The organism is Agrobacterium vacciniicorymbosi (assembly GCF_040427045.1).
Classification (GTDB): domain Bacteria; phylum Pseudomonadota; class Alphaproteobacteria; order Rhizobiales; family Rhizobiaceae; genus Agrobacterium.
Window position 1 is genome coordinate 180,097 of record NZ_JBETMF010000001.1, and the last position, 21,714, is coordinate 201,810.

At 57.3% G+C, this 21,714-nt stretch carries 23 protein-coding genes; 17 read left to right on the forward strand and 6 right to left on the reverse strand.

Going from position 1 to position 21,714, the window contains the following annotated elements:
* Nucleotides 1-137: 137 nt before the first annotated feature.
* Nucleotides 138-860, reverse strand: a complete 723-nt coding sequence (gene lexA, locus ABUK73_RS00990) for a transcriptional repressor LexA (protein WP_353575667.1) — start codon at nucleotides 858-860, stop codon at nucleotides 138-140.
* A gap of 388 nt (nucleotides 861-1,248) precedes the next feature.
* On the opposite strand from lexA, the gene ABUK73_RS00995 reads away from it, so the two are divergent.
* The 12 genes from ABUK73_RS00995 (at nucleotide 1,249) to lipA (ending at nucleotide 12,615) form a co-directional block, all read left to right on the forward strand.
* Nucleotides 1,249-1,806, forward strand: a complete 558-nt coding sequence (locus tag ABUK73_RS00995; protein ID WP_353575668.1) for a hypothetical protein — start codon at nucleotides 1,249-1,251, stop codon at nucleotides 1,804-1,806.
* Between the two features lie 169 nt (nucleotides 1,807-1,975).
* A complete protein-coding gene (kdsA, locus tag ABUK73_RS01000) occupies nucleotides 1,976-2,824 on the forward strand; it encodes a 3-deoxy-8-phosphooctulonate synthase (RefSeq protein WP_353575669.1) in 849 nt (282 codons plus the stop codon).
* A gap of 225 nt (nucleotides 2,825-3,049) precedes the next feature.
* A complete protein-coding gene (gene eno, locus ABUK73_RS01005; RefSeq protein ID WP_353575670.1) occupies nucleotides 3,050-4,324 on the forward strand; it encodes a phosphopyruvate hydratase in 1,275 nt (424 codons plus the stop codon).
* Between the two features lie 145 nt (nucleotides 4,325-4,469).
* Complete coding sequence (locus tag ABUK73_RS01010; protein ID WP_062449849.1) at nucleotides 4,470-4,787, forward strand: FtsB family cell division protein; 318 nt, start codon at nucleotides 4,470-4,472, stop codon at nucleotides 4,785-4,787.
* Nucleotides 4,788-4,939: 152 nt separating this feature from the next.
* Entirely contained in the window at nucleotides 4,940-5,986 is a 1,047-nt protein-coding gene (gene pdhA / locus ABUK73_RS01015) for a pyruvate dehydrogenase (acetyl-transferring) E1 component subunit alpha (RefSeq protein WP_353575671.1), read from the forward strand.
* An 18-nt stretch (nucleotides 5,987-6,004) separates the two neighbouring features.
* Nucleotides 6,005-7,432 (forward strand): pyruvate dehydrogenase complex E1 component subunit beta, encoded by a 1,428-nt coding sequence (locus ABUK73_RS01020; RefSeq protein ID WP_353575672.1) that lies wholly within the window; start codon nucleotides 6,005-6,007, stop codon nucleotides 7,430-7,432.
* Between the two features lie 15 nt (nucleotides 7,433-7,447).
* A complete protein-coding gene (locus ABUK73_RS01025; RefSeq protein ID WP_353575673.1) occupies nucleotides 7,448-8,827 on the forward strand; it encodes a pyruvate dehydrogenase complex dihydrolipoamide acetyltransferase in 1,380 nt (459 codons plus the stop codon).
* A 58-nt stretch (nucleotides 8,828-8,885) separates the two neighbouring features.
* Entirely contained in the window at nucleotides 8,886-9,530 is a 645-nt protein-coding gene (locus ABUK73_RS01030; RefSeq protein ID WP_353575674.1) for an SGNH/GDSL hydrolase family protein, read from the forward strand.
* A 63-nt stretch (nucleotides 9,531-9,593) separates the two neighbouring features.
* Entirely contained in the window at nucleotides 9,594-11,039 is a 1,446-nt protein-coding gene (gene lpdA / locus ABUK73_RS01035) for a dihydrolipoyl dehydrogenase (RefSeq protein ID WP_353575675.1), read from the forward strand.
* Between the two features lie 55 nt (nucleotides 11,040-11,094).
* Nucleotides 11,095-11,349: a GlsB/YeaQ/YmgE family stress response membrane protein gene (locus ABUK73_RS01040; RefSeq protein WP_062449859.1), complete on the forward strand. Its 255-nt coding sequence runs from the start codon at nucleotides 11,095-11,097 to the stop codon at nucleotides 11,347-11,349.
* Nucleotides 11,350-11,364: 15 nt separating this feature from the next.
* Entirely contained in the window at nucleotides 11,365-11,613 is a 249-nt protein-coding gene (locus ABUK73_RS01045; protein ID WP_042619429.1) for a GlsB/YeaQ/YmgE family stress response membrane protein, read from the forward strand.
* Between the two features lie 30 nt (nucleotides 11,614-11,643).
* A complete protein-coding gene (gene lipA / locus ABUK73_RS01050) occupies nucleotides 11,644-12,615 on the forward strand; it encodes a lipoyl synthase (RefSeq protein ID WP_353575676.1) in 972 nt (323 codons plus the stop codon).
* 256 nt (nucleotides 12,616-12,871) lie between these two features.
* Here the strand turns inward: lipA and ABUK73_RS01055 are convergent, their stop codons facing one another.
* The 3 genes from ABUK73_RS01055 to ABUK73_RS01065 form a co-directional block, all read right to left on the reverse strand.
* Entirely contained in the window at nucleotides 12,872-13,804 is a 933-nt protein-coding gene (locus tag ABUK73_RS01055) for a DMT family transporter (RefSeq protein ID WP_353575677.1), read from the reverse strand.
* 62 nt (nucleotides 13,805-13,866) lie between these two features.
* Nucleotides 13,867-14,607 carry an AraC family transcriptional regulator gene (locus ABUK73_RS01060; protein ID WP_353575678.1) on the reverse strand — a complete coding sequence of 247 codons (741 nt, stop codon included), beginning with the start codon at nucleotides 14,605-14,607 and terminating at the stop codon, nucleotides 13,867-13,869.
* A gap of 99 nt (nucleotides 14,608-14,706) precedes the next feature.
* On the reverse strand, nucleotides 14,707-14,889 hold the full coding sequence (locus ABUK73_RS01065; RefSeq protein ID WP_045230436.1) for a hypothetical protein: 183 nt from the start codon (nucleotides 14,887-14,889) through the stop codon (nucleotides 14,707-14,709).
* A 121-nt stretch (nucleotides 14,890-15,010) separates the two neighbouring features.
* On the opposite strand from ABUK73_RS01065, the gene ABUK73_RS01070 reads away from it, so the two are divergent.
* Together ABUK73_RS01070 and ABUK73_RS01075 are read left to right on the forward strand one after the other, a co-directional pair.
* Nucleotides 15,011-15,580 (forward strand): P-loop NTPase family protein, encoded by a 570-nt coding sequence (locus tag ABUK73_RS01070; protein ID WP_353575679.1) that lies wholly within the window; start codon nucleotides 15,011-15,013, stop codon nucleotides 15,578-15,580.
* Nucleotides 15,581-15,589: 9 nt separating this feature from the next.
* Entirely contained in the window at nucleotides 15,590-16,039 is a 450-nt protein-coding gene (locus tag ABUK73_RS01075) for a type II toxin-antitoxin system RatA family toxin (RefSeq protein ID WP_353575680.1), read from the forward strand.
* On the opposite strand, the gene ABUK73_RS01080 is transcribed toward ABUK73_RS01075, so the two are convergent.
* Together ABUK73_RS01080 and ABUK73_RS01085 are read right to left on the reverse strand one after the other, a co-directional pair.
* Nucleotides 16,027-16,530: a CinA family protein gene (locus ABUK73_RS01080; protein WP_353575681.1), complete on the reverse strand. Its 504-nt coding sequence runs from the start codon at nucleotides 16,528-16,530 to the stop codon at nucleotides 16,027-16,029. The two genes, ABUK73_RS01075 and ABUK73_RS01080, sit on opposite strands and share 13 nt — an antisense overlap.
* The gene (locus ABUK73_RS01085; RefSeq protein ID WP_353575682.1) at nucleotides 16,527-17,714 is read right to left on the reverse strand and encodes a bifunctional 2-C-methyl-D-erythritol 4-phosphate cytidylyltransferase/2-C-methyl-D-erythritol 2,4-cyclodiphosphate synthase; all 1,188 of its coding nucleotides are present in this window, start codon (nucleotides 17,712-17,714) and stop codon (nucleotides 16,527-16,529) included. Before ABUK73_RS01085 ends, ABUK73_RS01080 begins: the two co-directional genes overlap by 4 nt.
* Nucleotides 17,715-17,965: 251 nt before the next feature.
* Here ABUK73_RS01085 and dusB point away from each other — a divergent pair, with 251 nt between their 5' ends.
* Genes dusB through ntrC form a run of 3 tightly spaced genes read left to right on the forward strand, consistent with a single transcriptional unit; the run spans nucleotide 17,966 to nucleotide 21,572 of the window.
* The gene (dusB, locus tag ABUK73_RS01090; RefSeq protein WP_353575683.1) at nucleotides 17,966-18,982 is read left to right on the forward strand and encodes a tRNA dihydrouridine synthase DusB; all 1,017 of its coding nucleotides are present in this window, start codon (nucleotides 17,966-17,968) and stop codon (nucleotides 18,980-18,982) included.
* Nucleotides 18,979-20,124, forward strand: a complete 1,146-nt coding sequence (locus ABUK73_RS01095) for a two-component system sensor histidine kinase NtrB (protein ID WP_113088075.1) — start codon at nucleotides 18,979-18,981, stop codon at nucleotides 20,122-20,124. The genes dusB and ABUK73_RS01095 overlap by 4 nt, the downstream gene beginning before the upstream one ends.
* The gene (gene ntrC / locus ABUK73_RS01100) at nucleotides 20,121-21,572 is read left to right on the forward strand and encodes a nitrogen regulation protein NR(I) (RefSeq protein WP_353575684.1); all 1,452 of its coding nucleotides are present in this window, start codon (nucleotides 20,121-20,123) and stop codon (nucleotides 21,570-21,572) included. The genes ABUK73_RS01095 and ntrC overlap by 4 nt, the downstream gene beginning before the upstream one ends.
* The last annotated feature ends 142 nt before the right edge of the window (nucleotides 21,573-21,714 follow it).

The following is a 21,714-nucleotide window of genomic DNA, read 5'->3' on the forward strand; positions in this document are numbered from 1 at the left end:
ATGTAAGTGCACTTGTTTGTTAATCGAACCAACGTCCAACTTTGGCTCTGGTACCTCGCCAACAGGCGAATCAAAACCAGAAATATTGCCCGCGGGCAGACCTAAAAATCCGCCCGCTAAATTATAGGCAGCAGTAGTCAGTGATAGCGGCGGATCAGGCCGACAAGCTTACCCTGGATTTTCACCCGGTCCGGTCCGAAGATGCGGGTCTCGTAAGCGGGGTTGGCGGCTTCGAGCGCAATGGAGGCACCCTTGCGGCGGAAGCGCTTCAGTGTCGCTTCTTCGTCATCCACCAATGCAACGACGATATCGCCCGGATTTGCGGTGCTTCCGTCACGAATAATGACCGTATCTCCATCGAAAATACCGGCTTCGATCATCGAATCGCCTTTGACCTCGAGCGCGTAATGTTCGCCAGAGCCGATCATATCCATCGGCACGACCACATCATGGGTGTTGTTCTGGATCGCCGAAATCGGGACACCTGCTGCGATTCGCCCCATGACGGGAACGCTGACCGAGTTGACGTCGCGACTGTTCAACGGGGCAGGTGCGGGCGATGGCTCCACAGCCTTTGGCTTGCCAAGGCTGCCTTCGATGACGCTGGGCGAAAAGCCGCGTTGCGGCTTGTTGGCTGGAGAATAGGACTCGGGAAGCTTGATGACTTCGAGTGCGCGCGCCCTATTCGGTAGCCGGCGAATAAACCCGCGCTCTTCCAGCGCCGTAATCAACCGGTGAATGCCCGATTTAGAGGCAAGATCGAGTGCATCCTTCATTTCATCGAAGGATGGCGGCACGCCAGACTCTTTCATTCTTTCATGAATGAACAGAAGCAATTCCTGCTGTTTGCGCGTGAGCATGAAGAAACACCCTTGGAAATTCGAGGCGAAGATTCGCGAAACAAATACAGAACGAACACTATCTGTTCCATATGTGTTCTGCAATAGCCCAGTAAAAAATCACTTAAGCCAGATCAAAATAAATATCCGTCAGATCGTTGAGAGAATCATATGGCCATGGCTGGTTACGACTTCTTCACGTTGAATCACGCCGATTTGCGCCTCCGGGTTGTTTTTCTGCCCGATTTTGCTAATTCCGCTCATGCTTTCAAGGGGCCCGCGCGGTGATCTTGGCATCTTGTGGGGTGAGCAGGTATTTGGTCCTGTTTTTAAGCATTTTCATCAGTTTTTGTCCGTCATTCTCCTACGAGTGAAAGCGGTACGGATATCGTTTTAGAAAGTCCATCAAGTGAAATTTAGAACGCTCAGCCTGATTGTGGGCCTTGTTGCACTTGCCGGGTGCCAAACCACCCAACCCAATTCGCCAGAAGCTCTTAAAAAAGCGGAGTATGATAGATTGCTCCTGGCATCCACTGTCGCGAACTGCAAACTGATTATGCTTATAAATGCGGATCGCGTCGCGGCCAAAAAGCAGCCGTCGAGAGACAATAAGTGCGCTTCCATTTTGCGTAACAATAAACTTGGCGGTGGTTTGCACGCGGCTAGTTTCGTGCCGGACATCGGTATTAATGGCATACCGATTCCACTTGGAAGTCTTGTCAGGCTTGCGGTGACCATGGAGCGAAAGCAGCGTCAAGAAAAGGCATTTGAGGCAAAGCTACCTTCTTGGGCGGTGGGCGAAAACACGGAGTATGTTTATCGGTTTCTCTTGGCTCAAGACTTCAAACCCGAGGAGATCGAACGCGTGAAATCTACGAGTGAGTTTTCCTCTGCTGTCAACGAGGCCGGACCGACCATCCGCTTCATGAAAGCAAATCCCGATGTGGTGAAGCTGGCACAAAAATAACGTAAACAGGGTGCTGCTTTTTGTAGCGGAAACTGTTCCGATCAACCGGCACGGCAGCCGTGACATAGATTACGCTTCCTGATAATGGCGTGACCAGGATTGTAGAATATGTCTGCGTGCAGCCGCTTGGCGGCTGGGCGTAGGCCCGGTTTGCCTTCGAGGAGTAATGATGAGCGTCCAGAATAATCTCAACGTGGTCGTCGGCGAAGGTGCCGGGCAGGTAACTTTCTCCAATACCGAACGTTTCTCGCTGATTGCCGGGCCGTGCCAGATGGAGAGCCGCGACCATGCCTTCATGATTGCCGAGACCATGGCGGAGCTGTGCGGCAAGCTGGGTATCGGTTTTGTCTACAAGTCGTCCTTCGATAAGGCCAACCGCACGTCCCTGTCGGGCCAGCGCGGCATTGGCATCGATAAGGCGCTGGAGGTTTTTGCTGAACTTAAGGAGCAATTCGGCTTTCCGGTGTTGACGGATATTCACACGGAAGAACAGTGCGCAATCGTGTCACCGGTTGTCGACATCCTGCAAATCCCGGCGTTTCTCAGCAGGCAAACGGACCTTCTGGTGGCGGCGGCCAAGACCGGTCGGGTCGTCAATGTGAAGAAGGGTCAGTTCCTGGCGCCTTGGGACATGAAGAATGTTCTGGCCAAGCTGAACGATAGTGGCAACCCGAACGTGCTGCTGTGCGAGCGCGGCGCGTCCTTCGGTTACAACACGCTCGTTTCCGACATGCGCTCGCTGCCCATCATGGCATCGCTCGGTGCGCCGGTTGTCTTTGACGCGACTCACTCCGTGCAGCAGCCGGGCGGGCAGGGTGGTTCGAGCGGCGGTCAGCGGGAATTCGTTGAGACGCTGGCGCGTGCGGCCATTGCGGTCGGCGTCGCCGGTCTTTTTGTGGAAACGCATGAAGACCCTGATAACGCTCCCTCGGACGGACCCAATATGGTCCACCTGAAGGATATGCCGAAGCTTCTGGAAAAGCTGCTGGCTTTCGACAATATCGCGAAAGCTGCGTGATCGCTTTTGGCCTCAATCGATTTTTATGAAAAGACGGCGTCCAGAGATGGGCGCCGTCATTGTAATTTCTTGCGCGTCGTCTACAGCGACGGAGGAAGTTCACATCGAGTCGCTATTCCGTCGCCCTGTTTATCGCGCCGCTCATCCGAAAAGCGCTTCACAGTTTTCGGGATGCACTCTAAGACAGGCAACTGAAAATCCTGTTCCAGTCCCAAGGGAGAGATCATGACAGCCATTACCGATATCATCGCACGCGAAATCCTCGACAGCCGTGGAAACCCCACCGTTGAAGTCGATGTCTATCTGGAAGACGGTTCTTTCGGTCGTGCGGCAGTTCCATCGGGCGCATCGACGGGCGCGCATGAAGCCGCAGAACTGCGTGATGGTGGCAAGCGCTACCTTGGTAAGGGTGTGGAAAAGGCCGTTGAAGCCGTCAATACGGAAATCTTCGATGCGCTGGGCGGATTCGATGCCGAAAGCCAGATCCATATCGACCAGACGCTGATCGCGCTCGATGGCACGCCGAACAAGTCGCGCCTCGGTGCCAACGCCATTCTCGGCGTTTCCCTGGCGGTTGCCAAGGCCGCTGCCGAAACCACAGGTCTGCCGCTTTACCGTTATGTTGGCGGCCCCAACGCGCATCTGCTGCCCGTGCCGATGATGAACATCATCAACGGCGGCGCACATGCCGATAACCCGATCGACTTCCAGGAATTCATGATCATGCCGGTTGGCGCGGAAAGCATCCGTGACGCCGTGCGGATCGGCGCGGAAATCTTCCATGTTCTGAAGAAGGAACTCGCAGCACAGGGTCACAACACCAATGTCGGCGACGAAGGCGGTTTTGCTCCGGGTCTGAAGAGCGCGCCGGAAGCACTCGATTTCATCATGAAGTCTGTCGAAAAAGCTGGCTACAAGCCGGGTGATGATGTTGCACTCGCTCTCGACTGCGCATCCACCGAGTTCTTCAAGAACGGCAAGTACGAGATGGAAGGCGAAGGCCGCACGCTGGAGCCTGAAGCCATGGCTGACTACCTTGCCGAACTGGCCGGCAAATACCCGATCATCTCAATTGAAGACGGTATGGCAGAAGACGATTGGGACGGCTGGAAGTACCTGACGGACAAGATCGGCTCCAAGGTTCAGCTGGTTGGCGACGACCTTTTCGTCACCAACTCCGCACGCCTTCGCGATGGTATCAAGATGGGTGTTGCCAACTCCATCCTCGTCAAGGTCAACCAGATCGGCTCGCTGACGGAAACGCTTGACGCCGTCGAGACAGCGCACAAGGCGCGCTATACCGCCGTCATGTCTCACCGCTCCGGTGAAACCGAAGATTCTACCATTGCCGATCTGGCAGTTGCGACCAACTGCGGACAGATCAAGACCGGTTCGCTCTCGCGTTCCGACCGTCTTGCCAAGTACAACCAGTTGATCCGCATCGAAGAAATGCTCGGCCCGCAAGCCGCTTACGCAGGTCGTTCCATCCTTCGCGGATAAGAATCGCTTGAAAGTCCAAGAAAAAGGCTCGCTTCGGCGGGCCTTTTTTGTGCGCTGCGGTGGGTGAGGGAATTAAGGTCAACGGATGGTTAAACAAATGCGGTTATGGTGGTTCCAGTAACGCGTTTGAAGGCTGTTTCAGAGTATGTGGACCAAGCATCACAAGAAAAGACGTTTTGGCCGTCTGGTCGTTCCGGCCATCACGGTCGCCTTTCTTTCCTATTTCGGTTATCATTCCATCCATGGCGATTTCGGGCTTCAGGCCACGGAGCGTCTGGAGCGCCAGCGTATTGCCAGAACAGCAGAGCTTGCGAAGCTGACGAAGACCCGCGTAGCACTGGAGCGGCAGGTCGAGTTGATGAGCGATGGATCGCTCGAGCGTGACATGATTGATGAGATATCGCGCTATCAGCTGAATATGTCCCGTCCGGACGAAATCGTTATCATGAACGCATATTTCTGATTAACCGAATTCAAGTTAATCGACTTTTTTAATTTATTCACAGCCACTTAGGCTGAATATGAGCCATGCGTTTATGGCATTGCTGCTTTCCCTTTTCTTGCATATGGTGCGCCCCAATCCAACCATTCTAATGGCAACTCAGGGAGGGATGAATGGCGCCGCGAAAAACCGCGACCGTATCCGGCCGCAAGACTACGGCAAAGACCGCCACCAAGGAATTCACCGGCAAGAATACGCCGGACTTTGGTAAAGACGAAGAGTTGCACGCCTATCGTGAAATGCTGCTCATCCGTCGCTTCGAAGAAAAGGCCGGCCAGCTTTATGGCATGGGCTTCATTGGCGGTTTCTGTCACCTCTACATCGGGCAGGAAGCTGTCGTTGTCGGCATGAACATGTCGCAGAAGGACGGCGATCAGGTTATCACCGCTTACCGTGACCACGGCCACATGCTGGCTGCGGGCATGAGCGCGCGCGGCGTCATGGCCGAGTTGACCGGACGTCAGGGCGGCTTGTCCAAGGGCAAGGGCGGCTCCATGCACATGTTCTCCAAGGAAAAGCATTTCTACGGCGGACACGGCATCGTTGGCGCACAGGTTTCTCTCGGAACCGGTCTTGCCTTCGCCAACAAGTATCGTGGCAATGACAGCGTTTCCGTCGCCTACTTCGGTGATGGCGCGGCCAACCAGGGTCAGGTCTACGAGAGCTTCAACATGGCGGCTCTCTGGAAACTGCCGATCATCTACATCGTCGAAAACAACCATTATGCGATGGGTACGTCGACGGCCCGTGCCACGGCGCAGTCCAACTACTCGCTACGCGGTTCCGGTTTCGGCATTCCCGGCGTTCAGGTGGATGGCATGGATGTGCGCGCCGTCAAGGCGGCTGCGGACGAAGCGCTTGAGCATTGCCGGTCCGGCAAGGGCCCGATCATTCTGGAAATGCTGACCTATCGTTATCGCGGTCACTCCATGTCTGATCCGGCAAAGTACCGCTCCAAGGACGAAGTGCAGAAGATGCGCGCGGAACATGACCCAATCGAGCAGGTCAAGGCACGTTTGATCGAAAATGGTTGGTCGACTGAGGAAGAACTCAAGGCAATCGACAAGGATGTCCGTGACATCGTGGCCGATAGCGCCGAGTTTGCCCAGAACGACCCGGAGCCGGATGTATCCGAACTCTACACCGACATTCTGCTCTGATTTGGGAAGGGAGATACCATGCCTATAGAAATTCTCATGCCCGCCCTTTCCCCAACCATGGAGGAAGGCACGCTTTCCAAATGGCTGAAGAAAGAAGGCGACAAGGTTGTTGCTGGCGACGCGATTGCTGAAATCGAAACCGATAAGGCAACGATGGAAGTCGAAGCCGTGGATGAAGGCACCATCGGCAAGCTGCTGATCGAGGCCGGCACCGAAGGCGTCAAGGTCAACACTGCCATTGCCGTGCTGCTTCAGGACGGCGAAAGCGCTGACGATCTGTCCGCTTCATCCGCACCGAAGAAAGAAGAGCCGAAGGCGGATGCTGCCAATTCCGGTTCTGACGCTGCTGGCGGCAAGACCCGCGAAGCCAGCGAAGAGCCTTCTGCTGCCAAGGAAGCTGCAAAGGTTCCAGCCGCACCAAAGATAGAAGTTGCTGCCGACCCGGATATTCCTGAGGGTACCGAGTTCGTGACGCAGACCGTGCGCGAAGCGCTTCGCGATGCGATGGCGGAAGAAATGCGTTCCGACGAAAACGTCTTCGTCATGGGCGAAGAAGTCGCCGAATATCAGGGTGCCTACAAGATCACGCAGGGCCTGCTGCAGGAATTCGGTGCCAAGCGCGTTATCGACACGCCTATCACCGAACACGGCTTTGCCGGTATCGGCGTCGGTGCGGCGATGACGGGTCTACGCCCGATCGTCGAGTTCATGACGTTCAACTTCGCCATGCAGGCCATCGACCAGATCGTCAACTCTGCTGCCAAGACGCTTTACATGTCTGGTGGTCAGATGGGCGCGCCTATGGTGTTCCGTGGTCCTTCGGGCGCTGCTGCCCGCGTGGCTGCTCAGCACTCGCAGTGCTACGCCGCATGGTACAGCCATATTCCAGGCCTCAAGGTCATCATGCCGTACACGGCTGCTGACGCCAAGGGTCTGCTCAAGGCCGCTATCCGCGATCCGAACCCGATTGTCTTCCTTGAGAATGAAATTCTCTATGGGCAAAGCTTCGAAGTTCCGAAGATGGATGATTTCGTGCTGCCAATTGGCAAGGCACGCATTCACCGCAAGGGCAAGGATGCGACCATCGTGTCCTTCGGTATCGGCATGACCTATGCGGTCAAGGCTGTTGCCGAACTTGAAAAGCTCGGCATCGACGTCGAACTGATCGACCTGCGCACCATCCGCCCGATGGACCTTCCGACGGTCATCGAATCCGTCAAGAAGACGGGTCGTCTGGTGACGGTGGAAGAAGGCTTCCCGCAGTCATCGGTTGGTGACTTCATTTCCAACAGCGTTCAGCGCGCCGCATTCGATTATCTCGATGCGCCGATCCTGACGATTGCTGGCAAGGACGTTCCGATGCCCTATGCTGCGAACCTCGAAAAGCTGGCTCTGCCGAACGTCGACGAAGTCGTTCAGGCCGTCAAAACCGTCTGCTACAAATAAGGGGAGGGCGTTTCGATGCCTATCAACATTACAATGCCTGCCCTTTCCCCAACCATGGAAGAGGGAAATCTCACCAAGTGGCTGGTCAAGGAAGGCGATAAGGTTGGTCCTGGCGACGTGATTGCCGAGATCGAGACCGACAAGGCGACCATGGAAGTGGAAGCCGTGGATGAGGGCGTCGTTGCCAAGCTGGTCGTTCCAGCCGGCACCGAAGCCGTCAAGGTCAATGCCGTAATCGCTATCCTCGCAGCCGAAGGCGAAGATGTGGCCGACGCTGCCAAGGGTGGTGACGCTGCGCCTGCTAAGGCTGAAGCGCCAAAGCAGGAAGCCGCAAAGGCTGAAGCACCGAAGGAAGAAAAGACGGAAGCTGCTCCTGCCAAGGCTGAAAAGCCGGTTGCGGATCAGGGTCCGGCACCTTCCACGCCAGCGCCTGTGTCGAAATCCGGCGAGCGCATTTTCGCGTCTCCGCTGGCCCGTCGTCTGGCAAAGGATGCCGGTCTCGATCTTTCGGCTGTGTCGGGCTCCGGCCCGCATGGTCGTATCGTCAAGACTGACGTCGAGAAGGCAGCTAGCTCTGGCGGTGCCAAAGCTGCTCCGGCTGCTGCTCAGTCCGCTGGCGCTGCGGCTCCAGCCCCTGCCAAGGGTCCTTCAGACGAAAACGTCCTCAAGCTGTTTGCGGAAGGCTCTTACGAGCTTCTGCCGCATGACGGCATGCGCAAGACGATTGCCTCGCGCCTGACGGAGTCCACCCAGACGGTTCCGTCCTACACGGTCTCGATGGAATGCGAACTCGATGCGATGCTGAAGCTGCGCGCCGAGATCAATGCGTCCGCGCCGGTGAAGAAGACGGAGAAGGGCGAGGTTCCGGCCTTCAAGCTTTCCGTTAACGACTTCATCATCAAGGCGATGGCGCTTGCGCTGCGTGACGTTCCGATGGCGAATGCTTCGTGGACATCGACGGCCCGCGTTCTGCACAAGCATGCCGATGTCGGCGTTGCCGTGTCGATCCCGGACGGTCTGATCACGCCAATCGTGCGCAATGCAGAGACGAAGACGCTGTCTGCGATCTCCAACGAGGTCAAGGATCTCGCCAAGCGTGCGCGTGACAAGAAGCTGAAGCCGGAAGAATACCAGGGCGGCACCACGTCGGTGTCCAACCTCGGCATGTTCGGCGTATCGTCCTTCACCTCGATCGTCAACCTGCCACAGGCATCCATCGTGTCGATCGGCGCTGGCGTCGAAAAGCCGGTGGTTCGTGGCGGCAAGATTGAAGTGGGTACGGTCATGACCGCAACCTTCGCCTTCGACCACCGCGTCATCGATGGCGCGCTCGGTGCAGAACTCGCATCTGCCTTCAAGCGCTACATTGAAAACCCGATGGGCATGTTGGTGTAAAAACGCTGAGCCGGAAACCGTTTGGCGGTTTTCGGCTCGCTCCATTCGCGAGGCTGACATGACGAAAACCGTTCTTTGCTATGGCGACAGTCTGACCTGGGGTTTCGACGCCGAAAATCTCGGGCGTCATGCCTTTGAAGACCGCTGGCCGAGCGTTTTGCAAAAGGCGCTGGGAACGGATGTCAATGTCATTGCCGAGGGTCTGAACGGCAGAACCACGGCTTATGACGATCATCTGGCGGATTGCGACCGCAATGGCGCGCGCATCTTGCCGACATTGCTGCACAGCCACGCCCCGCTCGATCTCGTCATCATCATGCTGGGCACGAATGATCTGAAACGCGGTATCGGCAGCGGCAACGCTGTTGGTGCGGTGAAGGGTGTGGAGCGGCTCATCAATCTGGTCCGCAGCCACGTTTGGTCCTTCGATGACGAGCAGCCGGAAATCCTGATCGTGTCTGCACCGCATATCTGCGAAACGGGCAACGAGATGTTTGCGGCCATGTTTGTCGGTGCGGTCGAACAATCGGAGATGATGGGCTCGCTCTATCGCGATCTGGCGGATGAGAAGGGCTGCGGCTTTTTCGATGCCGCCTCCGTGGCGGTCACGACACCTATCGATGGTGTGCATCTGGATGCTGAAAATACCCGTGCAATCGGTCGCGGCCTCGAGCCCGTCGTTCGCATGATGCTTGGACTCTAAAAAGAAATCGACTGAGGCTGCGGCATGGTTTCGCCCTCGGGAAGACAAAGGCAGGAAACAGACATGGCTCAGTCTTATGACGTCATCATCATCGGTTCGGGTCCGGGCGGTTACGTCACGGCCATTCGTGCTGCGCAACTGGGCCTCAAGACGGCGATTGTCGAGCGCGAGCATCTGGGCGGCATCTGCCTCAACTGGGGCTGCATTCCCACCAAGGCTTTGCTGCGTTCCGCCGAAGTGCTGGATAATTCCAACCATGCCAAGAATTACGGCCTGAAGCTGGAAGGCACCATCACAGCGGATGTGAAGGAAGTCGTCGCCCGTTCGCGTGGCGTGTCTGCGCGCCTGAATGGCGGCGTGTCCTTCCTCATGAAGAAGAACAAGATCGACGTTATCTGGGGTGAGGCAAAGCTGACCAAGCCGAACGAGATCGTCGTCGGCAAGATTTCCAAGCCTATCGTCCAGCCGCAGAACCCGGTGCCAAAGGGCGTTCTGGGCGAGGGCACATACACCGCAAAGCACATCATCGTCGCCACGGGCGCACGTCCGCGCGCGCTCCCCGGTATCGAGCCGGATGGCAAGCTGATCTGGACCTATTTCGAAGCGATGAAGCCTGATTTCATGCCGAAGTCTATCGTCGTCATGGGTTCCGGCGCCATCGGCATCGAGTTCGCCTCCTTCTATCGCTCCATGGGCGTGGATGTGACCGTGGTGGAGCTGATGGCCAATGTCATGCCGGTGGAAGATGCTGAGATTTCGGCTTTCGCCCGCAAGCAGCTGGAAAAGCGTGGCCTGAAAATCATCACCGAAGCCAAGGTTTCCAAGGTCGAGAAGGGTTCCGACTCGATTACGGCGCATGTGGAAACGAAGGACGGCAAGGTGCAGAAGATCACCGCAGATCGCCTGATCTCGGCTGTTGGCGTGCAGGGCAACATCGAAAATCTCGGCCTCGAAGCCCTCGGCGTCAAGACGGATCGCGGCTGCGTGGTCATTGATGGCTACGGCAAGACCAATGTTCCCGGCCTCTATGCCATCGGCGATGTCGCTGGCCCGCCGATGCTGGCGCACAAGGCCGAGCATGAAGGCGTGATCTGCATCGAAAAGATTGCCGGTCTGCCGAATGTTCACCCGATGGACAAACTGAAGATTCCCGGCTGCACCTATTGCAACCCGCAGGTCGCGTCTGTCGGCCTGACCGAAGCCAAGGCGAAAGAGCAGGGCCGCGAAATCCGCGTCGGTCGTTATTCTTTCGCGGCAAACGGCAAGGCCATCGCGCTGGGTGAAGACCAGGGTATGGTCAAGACCATTTTCGACAAGAAGACGGGCGAGTTGATCGGCGCGCATATGGTGGGTGCGGAAGTGACCGAACTCATTCAGGGCTTCGTCGTTGCCATGAATCTGGAGACGACAGAAGAAGAGCTGATGCACACGATCTTCCCGCATCCGACCTTGTCTGAAATGATGAAGGAAAGCGTGCTGGACGCCTATGGGCGCGTGCTCAACGCTTGATAAATACCTTGGTCACTCCCTATCTTTAGTGGAGTGACTGAAAAGGAGAGCGATCATGTCGATTGCCACGGAAGCCTGGGTTGTTTTTCTGCTGATCGGCCTCGTTGCCGGTTTTCTCGCAAGCCTCGTCGTTGGCGGTGGTGGCTTGATCGGGTGCCTGTTGAGCGGCGTGATCGGCGCATTTGTCGGCGGTTATCTGTTCAATGCCCTCGGCATTTCGCTTGGTATTGAAAATGCACTGGTGGTGCAGATCATCCACGCGACGGTGGGCGCCATTATCGTGACGCTGATTGCAAGATTGATCGCCTGACGGAAGGGATGACGAATGGAAAGTGTAGGCTGGATAGCGGCAATCATCATCGGCGGTTTGGCCGGGTGGCTTGCGGGCAAGCTCATGGATATGCGCTTCGGCATCTTCATGAATATCGTGCTGGGCATCGTTGGCTCGGTCGTGGCGGTTGCCGTGCTGCGCACATTCGACGTGTTCGTGCAGGACAGCAGGCTCGGATATTTCGTCACATCTTTCTTGGGCGCAAGCCTTCTGTTATTCCTCGCCAAGCTCGTCAGGCGTTAAACCGTTCAAAGCGGTAGAAGCAGGTTACTCATGGTCACTATTCTCGACAGGACAGCACTGGACGAAAAGCGCATCCGCCACCCGGAGAAGGCGCATCGTCCAGACACCGAAGTCATGCGCAAGCCCGAATGGATCCGCGTGAAAGCGCCGACCTCCAAAGGCTATCACGAGACGCGCGAACTGGTGCGCTCCCACAAGCTGGTAACGGTGTGTGAAGAGGCTGGCTGTCCGAATATCGGCGAATGCTGGGACAAGAAGCACGCCACCTTCATGATCATGGGCGAAATCTGCACCCGCGCCTGCGCCTTCTGCAACGTCTCCACCGGCAAGCCGAACGCGCTCGATATGCTCGAGCCGGAAAACGTCGCCAAAGCCGTCAAGCAGATGGGTCTTTCCCACGTCGTCATCACCTCCGTGGACCGTGACGATCTCGCAGACGGTGGTGCCGAGCATTTCGAAAAGGTTATCTGGGCGATCCGCGCTGCATCGCCCAACACGACCATCGAAATCCTGACTCCCGACTTCCTGAAGAAGCCCGGCGCGCTGGAACGCGTTGTCGCTGCCAAGCCTGACGTGTTCAACCACAATATGGAAACCGTGCCCGGCAACTATCTGACCGTTCGCCCAGGCGCGCGCTATTTCCATTCCGTGCGCCTTTTGCAGCGCGTAAAGGAACTGGACCCAACCATGTTCACCAAATCAGGTATCATGGTTGGTCTTGGTGAAGAGCGCAACGAAGTGCTGCAATTGATGGACGACCTGCGCACCGCAGATGTGGACTTCCTCACCATCGGTCAGTATCTCCAGCCGACCCGGAAGCACCATAAGGTCGAAGCCTATGTGACGCCGGAGGAGTTCGAGTCTTACGAGACGATTGCCTATACCAAGGGTTTCCTCATGGTCTCTTCCAGTCCGCTGACGCGCTCCTCGCACCATGCGGGCGATGACTTCGAGCGGCTGCGTGCGAACCGTGAGAAGAAGCTGCTGGCTGCGGCTGAGTGAGGCAAAAGTCACTCGAAGGTGCTTATTCTCGCAGCCTTTCGATTGAATTGGTCCTGGGCACAAGGCAGCCACCCTCATCCTGAGGTGCCCCAAAGGGGCCTCGAAGGACGAGGGTTGCGGGCGGCAAGGTCGAGTTCTTGGCTTGGATGCTTCGAGGCTTTGGCCTGTGGCCAAAGCACCTCAGCATGAGGGCGAAGCATGCGGCGGGCTTCCGGCAGAAGGTGATTGCAGGAAACTTACTGGCCTATCGTCATATTCAACCATGTACCTTGGCAGGCCGATGCGCCTGCATGCACAGCAACACACTCACCACAACAGACACAATAGCCGCGCTTTCGATCAGCGTCGGCCCGCGCTGTTCCCACACAAATCCGTAGAGCAACGCAAACAGCGTCTCGAACAGGATCATTTGCCCGACCATGGTCAGCGGCAAAAGGCGACTCATGCGGTTCCACAGCGCGTTGCCGAGGATGGAGGCGGAGATGCCGAGGCCGATGGCGACGGAGGTGAATTGCAGCCAGTCGGAACCGCTGTGGACATCTGTGCTGAAGCCGAAGGCGGGGATGGCGAGGAGCAGGGCAAGCGCGCCGGTTACGACGCCCGTCATCAGGTTCCACTCATCGGCACTGACATCATGCAGGCGCGTCAGCCAGCGGGCATTGCCGACGGCAAAGGCAGTCCACGAAGCGAGCGCGCCGAGGGCACAGGCAAGGCCGATGATGCGCGTCAGATCGAACCCGCCTTGCCCCTGTGACAGTGACTGCCAGGAAACACCGAAAATGCCGATGGCACCGAAGAGAAGTGATGGCCACAGCCGTTTCAGCGAGACCGCGCCATGGTCGCGGCTGCCGATGATGGTGACGGCCACGGGCAGAAAGCCGATGATGATGGAGGTGAAGGCGACGCCGCTGAGCTGCACCGCTGTTGAGATCAGGACATAATAGACGATGTTGCCGATGAGGCTGAGCCAGCCAAGTGCGATCCATTCCGCTTTGCCGAAGCGTGCCGCGACACGCCGGATTTTCGGGCCGATCAGGATCAGCGCAAACACGCCATAGGTGAGGTATCGCGCCGTGGAAAGCTGCAAGGGCGTGAAGCCGTCAGGAATCAACTTCGGCGCCAGAAAAATCCCGCCCCAGAGTGCGCCCGCCAGCATGCCGTAAAATACGCCCAGTCCAGTCTTGTTCATGTCATATCCATTCGTTTCCGGGCGCTATCTGCCACGGCGACGGTGGGCTGTCTTGACATAAACTACTGCGGCCGCCCCGAAAACGCGCGACGATAGGCGGCGGGTGTCGTGCCTTTGGCTTTTCTCATGGCGCGGGTGAGGGCGGTCTGGTCGGAAAAACCGGCCCTGTCGGCAATCTCCGCTATTGGCAGAGACGAGCCTGCCAACAGCGCGCAAATCTTTTCCATGCGGATATCGGAGAGCCACAGATGCGGCGTTTCATCGAACTGCTCACGAAAAATGGTGTGCAACCGGCTAACGCTAATATCCGCGTGGTCGGCCATCCGCTCAAGACTCCACGGCATGAATGGGTCGATTTCGATGAGCGCCTTGAGCGCGGAAAGTCTGGATGTCACATCAGGGGTTTCGCCTGCGAGGCTTTCAACGAGCATCGGTGCCCATACTTCAGCGGCTTTGGCTCCACCTTCGCCGCTCTGCATCACCCTGTGCATATACCGCGAGAGCCTGATCGTTCGCGAGGTGAGATCGATAAAGGGCTTTGTAGAGAATTTGTCGAGAACATCAGCGCCCACCGACTGCTCGTCCAGATCAATGACCAGCGAGCGGTTCAATATGGTGCTGGCCTGAGTATGCGACGTGTTCTTGTGAACCAGCACGCCTCGGGCAGGCGACAATCTTTCCTGGAGACCGCAGACATCGATTTCGAGTGTTCCTACGACGGGCAAAACGATCTGCACGAAGGCGTGGCGTTCGTTCGGGGTCTCGTCGCGGTAGGAGCGGAGATCGACAGACACTGTTTGCATGCGATCCTTCTCCCGTTCCCCAAAACGAAATATGGCCGCGACGCGGCCACTCACTGTTTCGATGATCTCATGTCACGCAGAGAACCGCCAGCCTGCATCTCAGGCTTCGGCTTCCTGCTTGACGGTCGATTCGCCACGCTTGCGCTTGCGCAGAACCGGCTTGTTCTCTCGCGCCTCGCACTTGGCCACATCGATGAGATAGGCCAGCATGGGCATGCTGTTCATGGAAGCCAGCTGTTTTGCGGATTCCAGAAGATTTATGATGTTGGCAAAGTCGTCCATCGTATCACTCGATTGTTCGGTTGCATCCCAAGGCTGCAATCACTATTGCAGTTAAATAGCGCCGAGCCCCACTTGGTTGCAATAGTCAATTTCTGCAAACTGCTATGCAAGGGTGTAGAGGATGAATGTCATTGACGATATCCGGCAGGCGGCGTCTCTGGTCTCCAACGCGTCTCGTATCATGGTCGTCGGCTCTTCGGGCGGTGGGAAAACGACCCTGTCACGAGGAATCGCCCAAAGGTTCGGCCTCACGCACATTTCGATGGACAAGGAATTTTTCTGGTTGTCAGGCTGGGTGGCGAGAGAACGCGCCGAGCAGCGTCAGATGATTGCAGCCTCTGTCCAGCATGATCGTTGGATCATGGATGGCAGCAATCCGTCGAGCTTCGATTTGCGACTTCCAAGAGCAGACATCGTTATTTGGGTGCGTATATCGCGGATCACATGCATCTGGAGCGTCTTTAAACGGGTGGCGAAAAGCTATGGCAAGACAAGGCCGGATATGGCGCCGGGTTGCGCGGAGCAATGGCCCGACAGGGAGTTCCTGAGCTACATCTGGAATTTCGAAAAGCGTCACGCGCCGATACTTCTGCGGAATTTCGATCTTTATGGCCCACAGGTGCCGATATTTCAGGTGAAATCCAGAGCGCAGGCGCGTCAGCTTCTTGATCTTATTGGCGCAGCGCATTAACTCCGGCTCATGCCGCACTATGAAACACGCCGCCCTGTCAAACATTCTCCCGAACAGATGTATAATCTCGTTGCCGATGTGGAGAAGTATCCGGAATTTCTGCCGCTTTGCGAAGGTCTGACCATTCGTTCGCGCAAGGAACGTGACACCAAGACGCTGCTGGTGGCTGATATGACCGTTGGTTACAAGGCGTTTCGCGAAACCTTCACCACGCAGGTTCTGTTGAAGCCGGATGAACATGCCATCGATGTGAAGTATCTCGATGGCCCGTTCAAATATCTCGACAATCGCTGGCGTTTCGAAACCACTGAAGATGGCGGATGCTCGGTCTATTTCTTCATCGACTACGAGTTCAAGAGCCGCATTCTCGGCGCCGTCATGGGCTCCATGTTCGACCGCGCGTTCCGCATGTTTGCCGAAGCATTCGAGGCGCGTGCAGACAAGATTTACGCAGCCTGAGCCAGTTCAAGCAGCATCTCCAGCGCGGTTTTGACCGTTGCCAGTCGGACCTGATCGCGGCCAATATCTCCGTAACGCATTTCACGGTGGATAACGCCGCCACCCCGTCGCTTCGCGGCAAGATGCACGAGGCCTACGGGCTTTTCGGCTGAACCACCACCCGGACCGGCAATGCCGGTGACGGCGACGGAAAACTCTGCGCGGGAGCGATAAAGCGCCCCATGCGCCATCTGCAGCGCTGTTTCTTTCGAGACCGCACCGAAGGTCTCCAGCGTGGCAGAGGTCACGCCCAACATGTCCATCTTGGCATCGTTGGTATAGGTCACGAAGCCACGGTCGACGACGGCCGAGGAGCCGGCGATGTCCGTCAGCGCCCCGGCGATCAAGCCGCCCGTGCAGCTTTCCGCCGTTGAAAGCATATGTCCCCGACCGGTGAAATCGCGCACGATCTGCTGGGCCAGAGCCGCTATGTCGTCAGGAAAGATGCTCATGCTGGCCGCCGTTTATAAACCACTGTTGCCGTGGCAATGGCCGCAATGCCCTCGCGCCGCCCGACGAAGCCAATGGTTTCGTTTGTGGTGGCTTTGACGGAGCAGCGGTCGAGCGAGATGTCGAGAATATCTGCAAGATTTTCCCGCATGGCCTGGCGATGAGGCCCCACGCGCGGCGCTTCGGCAATCAATGAGACATCGGCATTCATGATCGTGCCGCCATTGCCGCGCACGACCTTTGCGGCATGCTCCAGAAAGATGCGCGATGCGGCGCCTTTCCACTGTGGATCGGACGGCGGAAAATGATCGCCGATATCGCCGGCACCACAGGTCGCCAGCAGTGCGTCGGTCAGGGCGTGGAGTGCCACGTCGGCATCGGAATGGCCCATTAGCTTCTGATCATGCGGAATGAAAATGCCGCACAGCGTCACGCCATCACCGTCGATCAGCTGATGCACATCGTAGCCATTGCCGGTGCGAACATCCGGCAGATCGTGAGCAAGCTTTTCATCGGCCATGGCGATATCCCTTTTCAAGGTCAGTTTTACATTATCGACGATGCCATCCACCAGCTTGACGGCCAAGCCAGCCCATTCGGCAATAGCAGCGTCATCGGTAAAATCGCTGAGGCCGGAAGAGGCTGCTTTTCTGTGTGCCGAGAGAATGGAGGGATAATCGAAGGACTGCGGCGTCTGTGCCGCGTAGAGATTGCTGCGAGATACCGTCTCACCCACAAAGCCGTCATTGCCGCGCTTCAGCGTATCGGCAACCGGCACAGCGGGCAGAACGGCCTTCTCGCCAGTCGAAAGCGTCTCTGCAATGCGTTGCAGCAGGTCGGTATCGATGAAAGGGCGCACGGCGTCGTGAATCATCACATGGGTGATGCCCTTGCTCTCCAACGCTTCCAGCCCGGCCAGCACGGATTGCTGGCGCGACGCACCGCCGGTGACGGTGATAATCCGGTCGGTCGCATTCAGCCGTTTGGCGATGGGTTCGAACAGCGCACGGTCATCGGGGTGAATGACGACAACGATTTCGGCGGTGCCGCCCCAGCCTAAAAAATGCTCCAGCGTATGCTCGATAACCGGTCTGCCACCGATGGGTCGGTATTGTTTCGGGCCTTCTTCCGGTGCACCTGCACGTTCTCCACGACCCGCAGCAACGATGACGATCCCGATTTTCATAGCAACTTCCTGCATTGAACCTATGCCGTTTATGCATCTCTTCAAAGGTTTACAGAGACGATCTAGCGTTTTAAAAAACGAATAGCCAGCGCCAATGCGCCGTGCCATAGGCTCCACATATTCCCGTTTCGAGCCTTTTCCTCTCTTTATCCGCGATAAACACCAAATCAAAAAAACAAACGAATATGTCAGCGAAAGTGCTTGGCAACTGCGCAAACGCTGTCTAAAAATAATGCAAAACTGAAAACTGCATGAAAGATCACCACTTGGCACTTCCGTCGCTGTCAGATCCGTTCGACATCGGTACCGTTACCATTCGTAACCGGTCCGTGCTGGCACCTATGTCTGGCGTTACTGATCTGCCATTTCGCAGGCTGGCCTGGCGTTTCGGCGCAGGGCTTGTCGTCACGGAGATGGTTGCAAGCCGTGAACTTGTCGCCAATCGCGGAGAATCCTGGGCGCGTCTTAAGAATGCGGGCATGGTTCCGCATATGGTGCAGCTCGCCGGGCGCGAGGCATACTGGATGGCCGAGGCCGCGAAGATTTCGGCAGATAATGGTGCGGGAATCATCGACATCAACATGGGGTGTCCGGCCAAGAAGGTTATCGGCGGCTATTCCGGCTCGGCACTGATGCGCGAGCCTGACCATGCGCTGAGCCTGATCGAGGCCATCGTTAAGGCGGTCGATGTGCCCGTGACGTTGAAGATGCGTCTTGGCTGGGATGAGAACTCCATCAACGCGCCCGATATTGCCGCCCGTGCGGAAGCTGCCGGTGTCCAGCTCATCACCATTCACGGCCGCACGCGCATGCAGTTTTACGAAGGCCGCGCCGACTGGGACGCGATAAAGGCCGTGGGAGATGTGATTTCCGTGCCGTTGATTGCCAATGGCGATGTGGAAACGAGTGAGGACGCCGCTGATATCCTGCGCCGTTCTGGCGCTGACGCCGTTATGGTGGGGCGTGGGGCTCAAGGACAGCCTTGGTTGCCCGCGGTTCTTGCTGGCCATGCAGCGCCGCAGCCCGATGAGATCGCGGACATCGCCACCGAACATTACGAACTGATGCTGGAATTTTACGGCGTTGAAGCCGGGCTTCGTCACGCGCGCAAACATCTTGGATGGTATCTGGATCGATTTGCGCCGGACATGAAGACAGATGACAAGGTTGACATCATGACATCGAAAAACACGGGGCAGGTGACAGCACTGCTGCGCTCTGCCCTGCAACAGGGCGCGGAACGCTGTGCTGCGAGGAAGGCCGCATGAGCGCCGGAACTGCATCACCCGGTGGCAACGCCCTTGCCATGGCCGTTCTCAATGCGGTCCAGAACCCGGTTATTCTGGTGGATGGCGAAGGCTTCGTCGCCTTTGCCAACTGGGAAGCGGAAGCCTTTTTTGGCGCAAGCGCGACGCATCTGGCACGCTACCGCATTTCCACCTTCATTCCCTTCGGCAGCCCGCTGCTGGCATTGATCGATCAGGTGCGCGAGCGCCGTGCGCCGGTCAATGAATACCGTGTCGATCTTTCGTCACCGCGTCTGGGGCAAGACAAGCTGGTGGACCTCTATGTCGCGCCTGTCGTCAGCGAACCTGGCTCGGTTGTGGTGGTGTTTCAGGAACGCTCCATGGCCGACAAGATCGATCGCCAGCTGACGCACCGCGCCGCCGCTCGCTCCGTCACCGGTCTTGCCTCCATGCTGGCGCACGAAATCAAGAACCCGCTATCGGGCATTCGTGGAGCGGCACAGCTGCTTGAAACATCCGTTCCCGATGAGGATCGGGCGCTGACGCGGCTGATCTGCGATGAAACGGATCGCATCGTTTCGCTGGTGGACCGTATGGAGATTTTCTCCGACGAACGCCCGGTAGATCGCATGCCGATCAATATCCACTCGGTGCTTGACCATGTGAAGGCAGTGGCGAAAGCCGGTTTTGCCCGCAATATCAAGATCAGCGAAAATTACGACCCGTCGCTGCCGCCGGTTTATGCCAATCGCGATCAGCTGGTGCAGGTCTTCCTCAACCTGGTGAAAAACGCTGCCGAAGCCGTGGGCAACCAGCCGGATGGCGAGGTCATTCTGACGACGGCCTACCGCCCCGGCATTCGCCTGTCGGTCGCTGGCACGCGTGAGCGCATTTCACTGCCGCTGGAATTTTGCGTGGTCGATAACGGTCCCGGCGTTCCGACCGATCTCGTGCCGCATTTGTTTGATCCCTTTATTACCACCAAAACCAACGGTTCCGGTCTCGGCCTTGCCCTTGTTGCAAAACTCATCGGTGCCCATGGCGGCATCGTGGAATGCGACAGCCAGAACCACCGCACGACTTTCCGCGTTTTGATGCCCGTTTCCCCCGAAGTGGCGGTAGACGACAGCATTTTGCCGAACCCGACAGGACTTAATCGATGACAGCAACGATTCTCGTGGCCGATGATGACGCGGCCATCCGTACCGTCCTCAATCAGGCTCTCAGCCGTGCCGGGTATGATGTGCGGATCACCTCCAACGCTGCCACGCTGTGGCGCTGGGTGTCTGCGGGTGAGGGCGATCTTGTCGTGACCGACGTGGTCATGCCGGATGAAAACGCGTTCGACCTTCTGCCACGTATCAAGAAGGCCCGGCCCGATCTGCCGGTACTGGTCATGAGCGCGCAGAACACCTTTATGACGGCCATCAAGGCCTCTGAAAAAGGCGCCTATGATTATCTGCCCAAGCCCTTCGACCTAACCGAGCTGATCGCAATCATCGGTCGCGCTCTATCCGAGCCGAAGCGCAAGCCAGCCAAGCTGGATGACGACATGCAGGATGGCATGCCGCTGGTGGGTCGTTCCGCTGCCATGCAGGAAATCTACCGCGTGCTGGCGCGTTTGATGCAGACAGATCTGACGCTGATGATCACGGGTGAGTCCGGTACGGGTAAGGAACTCGTAGCGCGGGCGCTTCACGATTACGGCAAGCGCCGTAACGGTCCTTTCGTGGCCATCAACATGGCGGCCATTCCGCGCGACCTGATCGAATCCGAACTCTTCGGCCATGAAAAGGGTGCCTTCACCGGCGCGCAGAACCGTTCCACCGGTCGCTTCGAGCAGGCTGAAGGCGGTACGCTGTTTCTGGACGAAATCGGCGATATGCCGATGGATGCGCAGACCCGTCTTCTGCGCGTGCTTCAGCAGGGCGAATACACCACCGTTGGCGGTCGCACGCCCATCCGCACGGATGTTCGCATCGTGGCCGCGACCAACAAGGATCTGAAGACCTCGATCAATCAGGGTCTGTTCCGCGAAGACCTCTATTACCGCCTCAACGTCGTGCCGCTGCGCCTGCCGCCGCTTCGTGACCGTGCTGAAGACATTCCAGACCTCGTGCGTCACTTCATCCAGACAGGCGAAAAAGAGGGTCTTGAGGGCAAGCGTTTCGAAACCGAGGCGCTGGAGTTGATGAAGGCCTATGCCTGGCCCGGCAACGTTCGTGAGCTGGAAAACCTCATCCGCCGCCTGATGGCGCTTTATCCACAGGAAGTCATCACGCGCGAAATCATCGAGCAGGAGCTTCAATCCGACGTTCCCGATAGCCCGATTGACCGCACAGCCACCCGCAACGGCTCGCTGACCATCTCGCAGGCCGTGGAAGAAAACATGCGGGATTATTTCTCCGGTTTCGGGGAGAATCTACCGCCGCCGGGCCTCTATGATCGCGTTTTGCGCGAAATGGAGTACCCGCTCATTCTCGCAGCACTGACAGCCACGCGCGGCAACCAGATCAAGGCTGCCGACCTGCTGGGCCTCAACAGAAATACGCTGCGCAAGAAGATTCGCGAACTCGGCGTATCTGTGTATCGCAGCTCAAGAACCGCCTGAGTCTGTTGACAAGCCAAGGGTGTCGTTGCATTTTCGCCACAATGTGTTGCTTGAAAATCACGGGAACGCTGGATTCGCTGAAACCGCGCCGGCGTCCTCTTTTTCAAGATTGTGATGCCGCACAACGTGGCATGGGAAAATG

What these genes read in the sequence shown, in the direction of transcription:
- lexA (WP_353575667.1), bottom strand. Translation starts at nt 860, where the DNA reads ATGCTCACGCGCAAACAGCAGGAATTGCTTCTGTTCATTCATGAAAGA.
- kdsA (WP_353575669.1), top strand. Translation starts at nt 1,976, where the DNA reads ATGAGCGTCCAGAATAATCTCAACGTGGTCGTCGGCGAAGGTGCCGGG.
- eno (WP_353575670.1), top strand. Translation starts at nt 3,050, where the DNA reads ATGACAGCCATTACCGATATCATCGCACGCGAAATCCTCGACAGCCGT.
- ABUK73_RS01010 (WP_062449849.1), top strand. Translation starts at nt 4,470, where the DNA reads ATGTGGACCAAGCATCACAAGAAAAGACGTTTTGGCCGTCTGGTCGTT.
- pdhA (WP_353575671.1), top strand. Translation starts at nt 4,940, where the DNA reads ATGGCGCCGCGAAAAACCGCGACCGTATCCGGCCGCAAGACTACGGCA.
- ABUK73_RS01020 (WP_353575672.1), top strand. Translation starts at nt 6,005, where the DNA reads ATGCCTATAGAAATTCTCATGCCCGCCCTTTCCCCAACCATGGAGGAA.
- ABUK73_RS01025 (WP_353575673.1), top strand. Translation starts at nt 7,448, where the DNA reads ATGCCTATCAACATTACAATGCCTGCCCTTTCCCCAACCATGGAAGAG.
- ABUK73_RS01030 (WP_353575674.1), top strand. Translation starts at nt 8,886, where the DNA reads ATGACGAAAACCGTTCTTTGCTATGGCGACAGTCTGACCTGGGGTTTC.
- lpdA (WP_353575675.1), top strand. Translation starts at nt 9,594, where the DNA reads ATGGCTCAGTCTTATGACGTCATCATCATCGGTTCGGGTCCGGGCGGT.
- ABUK73_RS01040 (WP_062449859.1), top strand. Translation starts at nt 11,095, where the DNA reads ATGTCGATTGCCACGGAAGCCTGGGTTGTTTTTCTGCTGATCGGCCTC.
- ABUK73_RS01045 (WP_042619429.1), top strand. Translation starts at nt 11,365, where the DNA reads ATGGAAAGTGTAGGCTGGATAGCGGCAATCATCATCGGCGGTTTGGCC.
- lipA (WP_353575676.1), top strand. Translation starts at nt 11,644, where the DNA reads ATGGTCACTATTCTCGACAGGACAGCACTGGACGAAAAGCGCATCCGC.
- ABUK73_RS01055 (WP_353575677.1), bottom strand. Translation starts at nt 13,804, where the DNA reads ATGAACAAGACTGGACTGGGCGTATTTTACGGCATGCTGGCGGGCGCA.
- ABUK73_RS01060 (WP_353575678.1), bottom strand. Translation starts at nt 14,607, where the DNA reads ATGCAAACAGTGTCTGTCGATCTCCGCTCCTACCGCGACGAGACCCCG.
- ABUK73_RS01065 (WP_045230436.1), bottom strand. Translation starts at nt 14,889, where the DNA reads ATGGACGACTTTGCCAACATCATAAATCTTCTGGAATCCGCAAAACAG.
- ABUK73_RS01070 (WP_353575679.1), top strand. Translation starts at nt 15,011, where the DNA reads ATGAATGTCATTGACGATATCCGGCAGGCGGCGTCTCTGGTCTCCAAC.
- ABUK73_RS01075 (WP_353575680.1), top strand. Translation starts at nt 15,590, where the DNA reads ATGCCGCACTATGAAACACGCCGCCCTGTCAAACATTCTCCCGAACAG.
- ABUK73_RS01080 (WP_353575681.1), bottom strand. Translation starts at nt 16,530, where the DNA reads ATGAGCATCTTTCCTGACGACATAGCGGCTCTGGCCCAGCAGATCGTG.
- ABUK73_RS01085 (WP_353575682.1), bottom strand. Translation starts at nt 17,714, where the DNA reads ATGAAAATCGGGATCGTCATCGTTGCTGCGGGTCGTGGAGAACGTGCA.
- dusB (WP_353575683.1), top strand. Translation starts at nt 17,966, where the DNA reads ATGAAAGATCACCACTTGGCACTTCCGTCGCTGTCAGATCCGTTCGAC.
- ABUK73_RS01095 (WP_113088075.1), top strand. Translation starts at nt 18,979, where the DNA reads ATGAGCGCCGGAACTGCATCACCCGGTGGCAACGCCCTTGCCATGGCC.
- ntrC (WP_353575684.1), top strand. Translation starts at nt 20,121, where the DNA reads ATGACAGCAACGATTCTCGTGGCCGATGATGACGCGGCCATCCGTACC.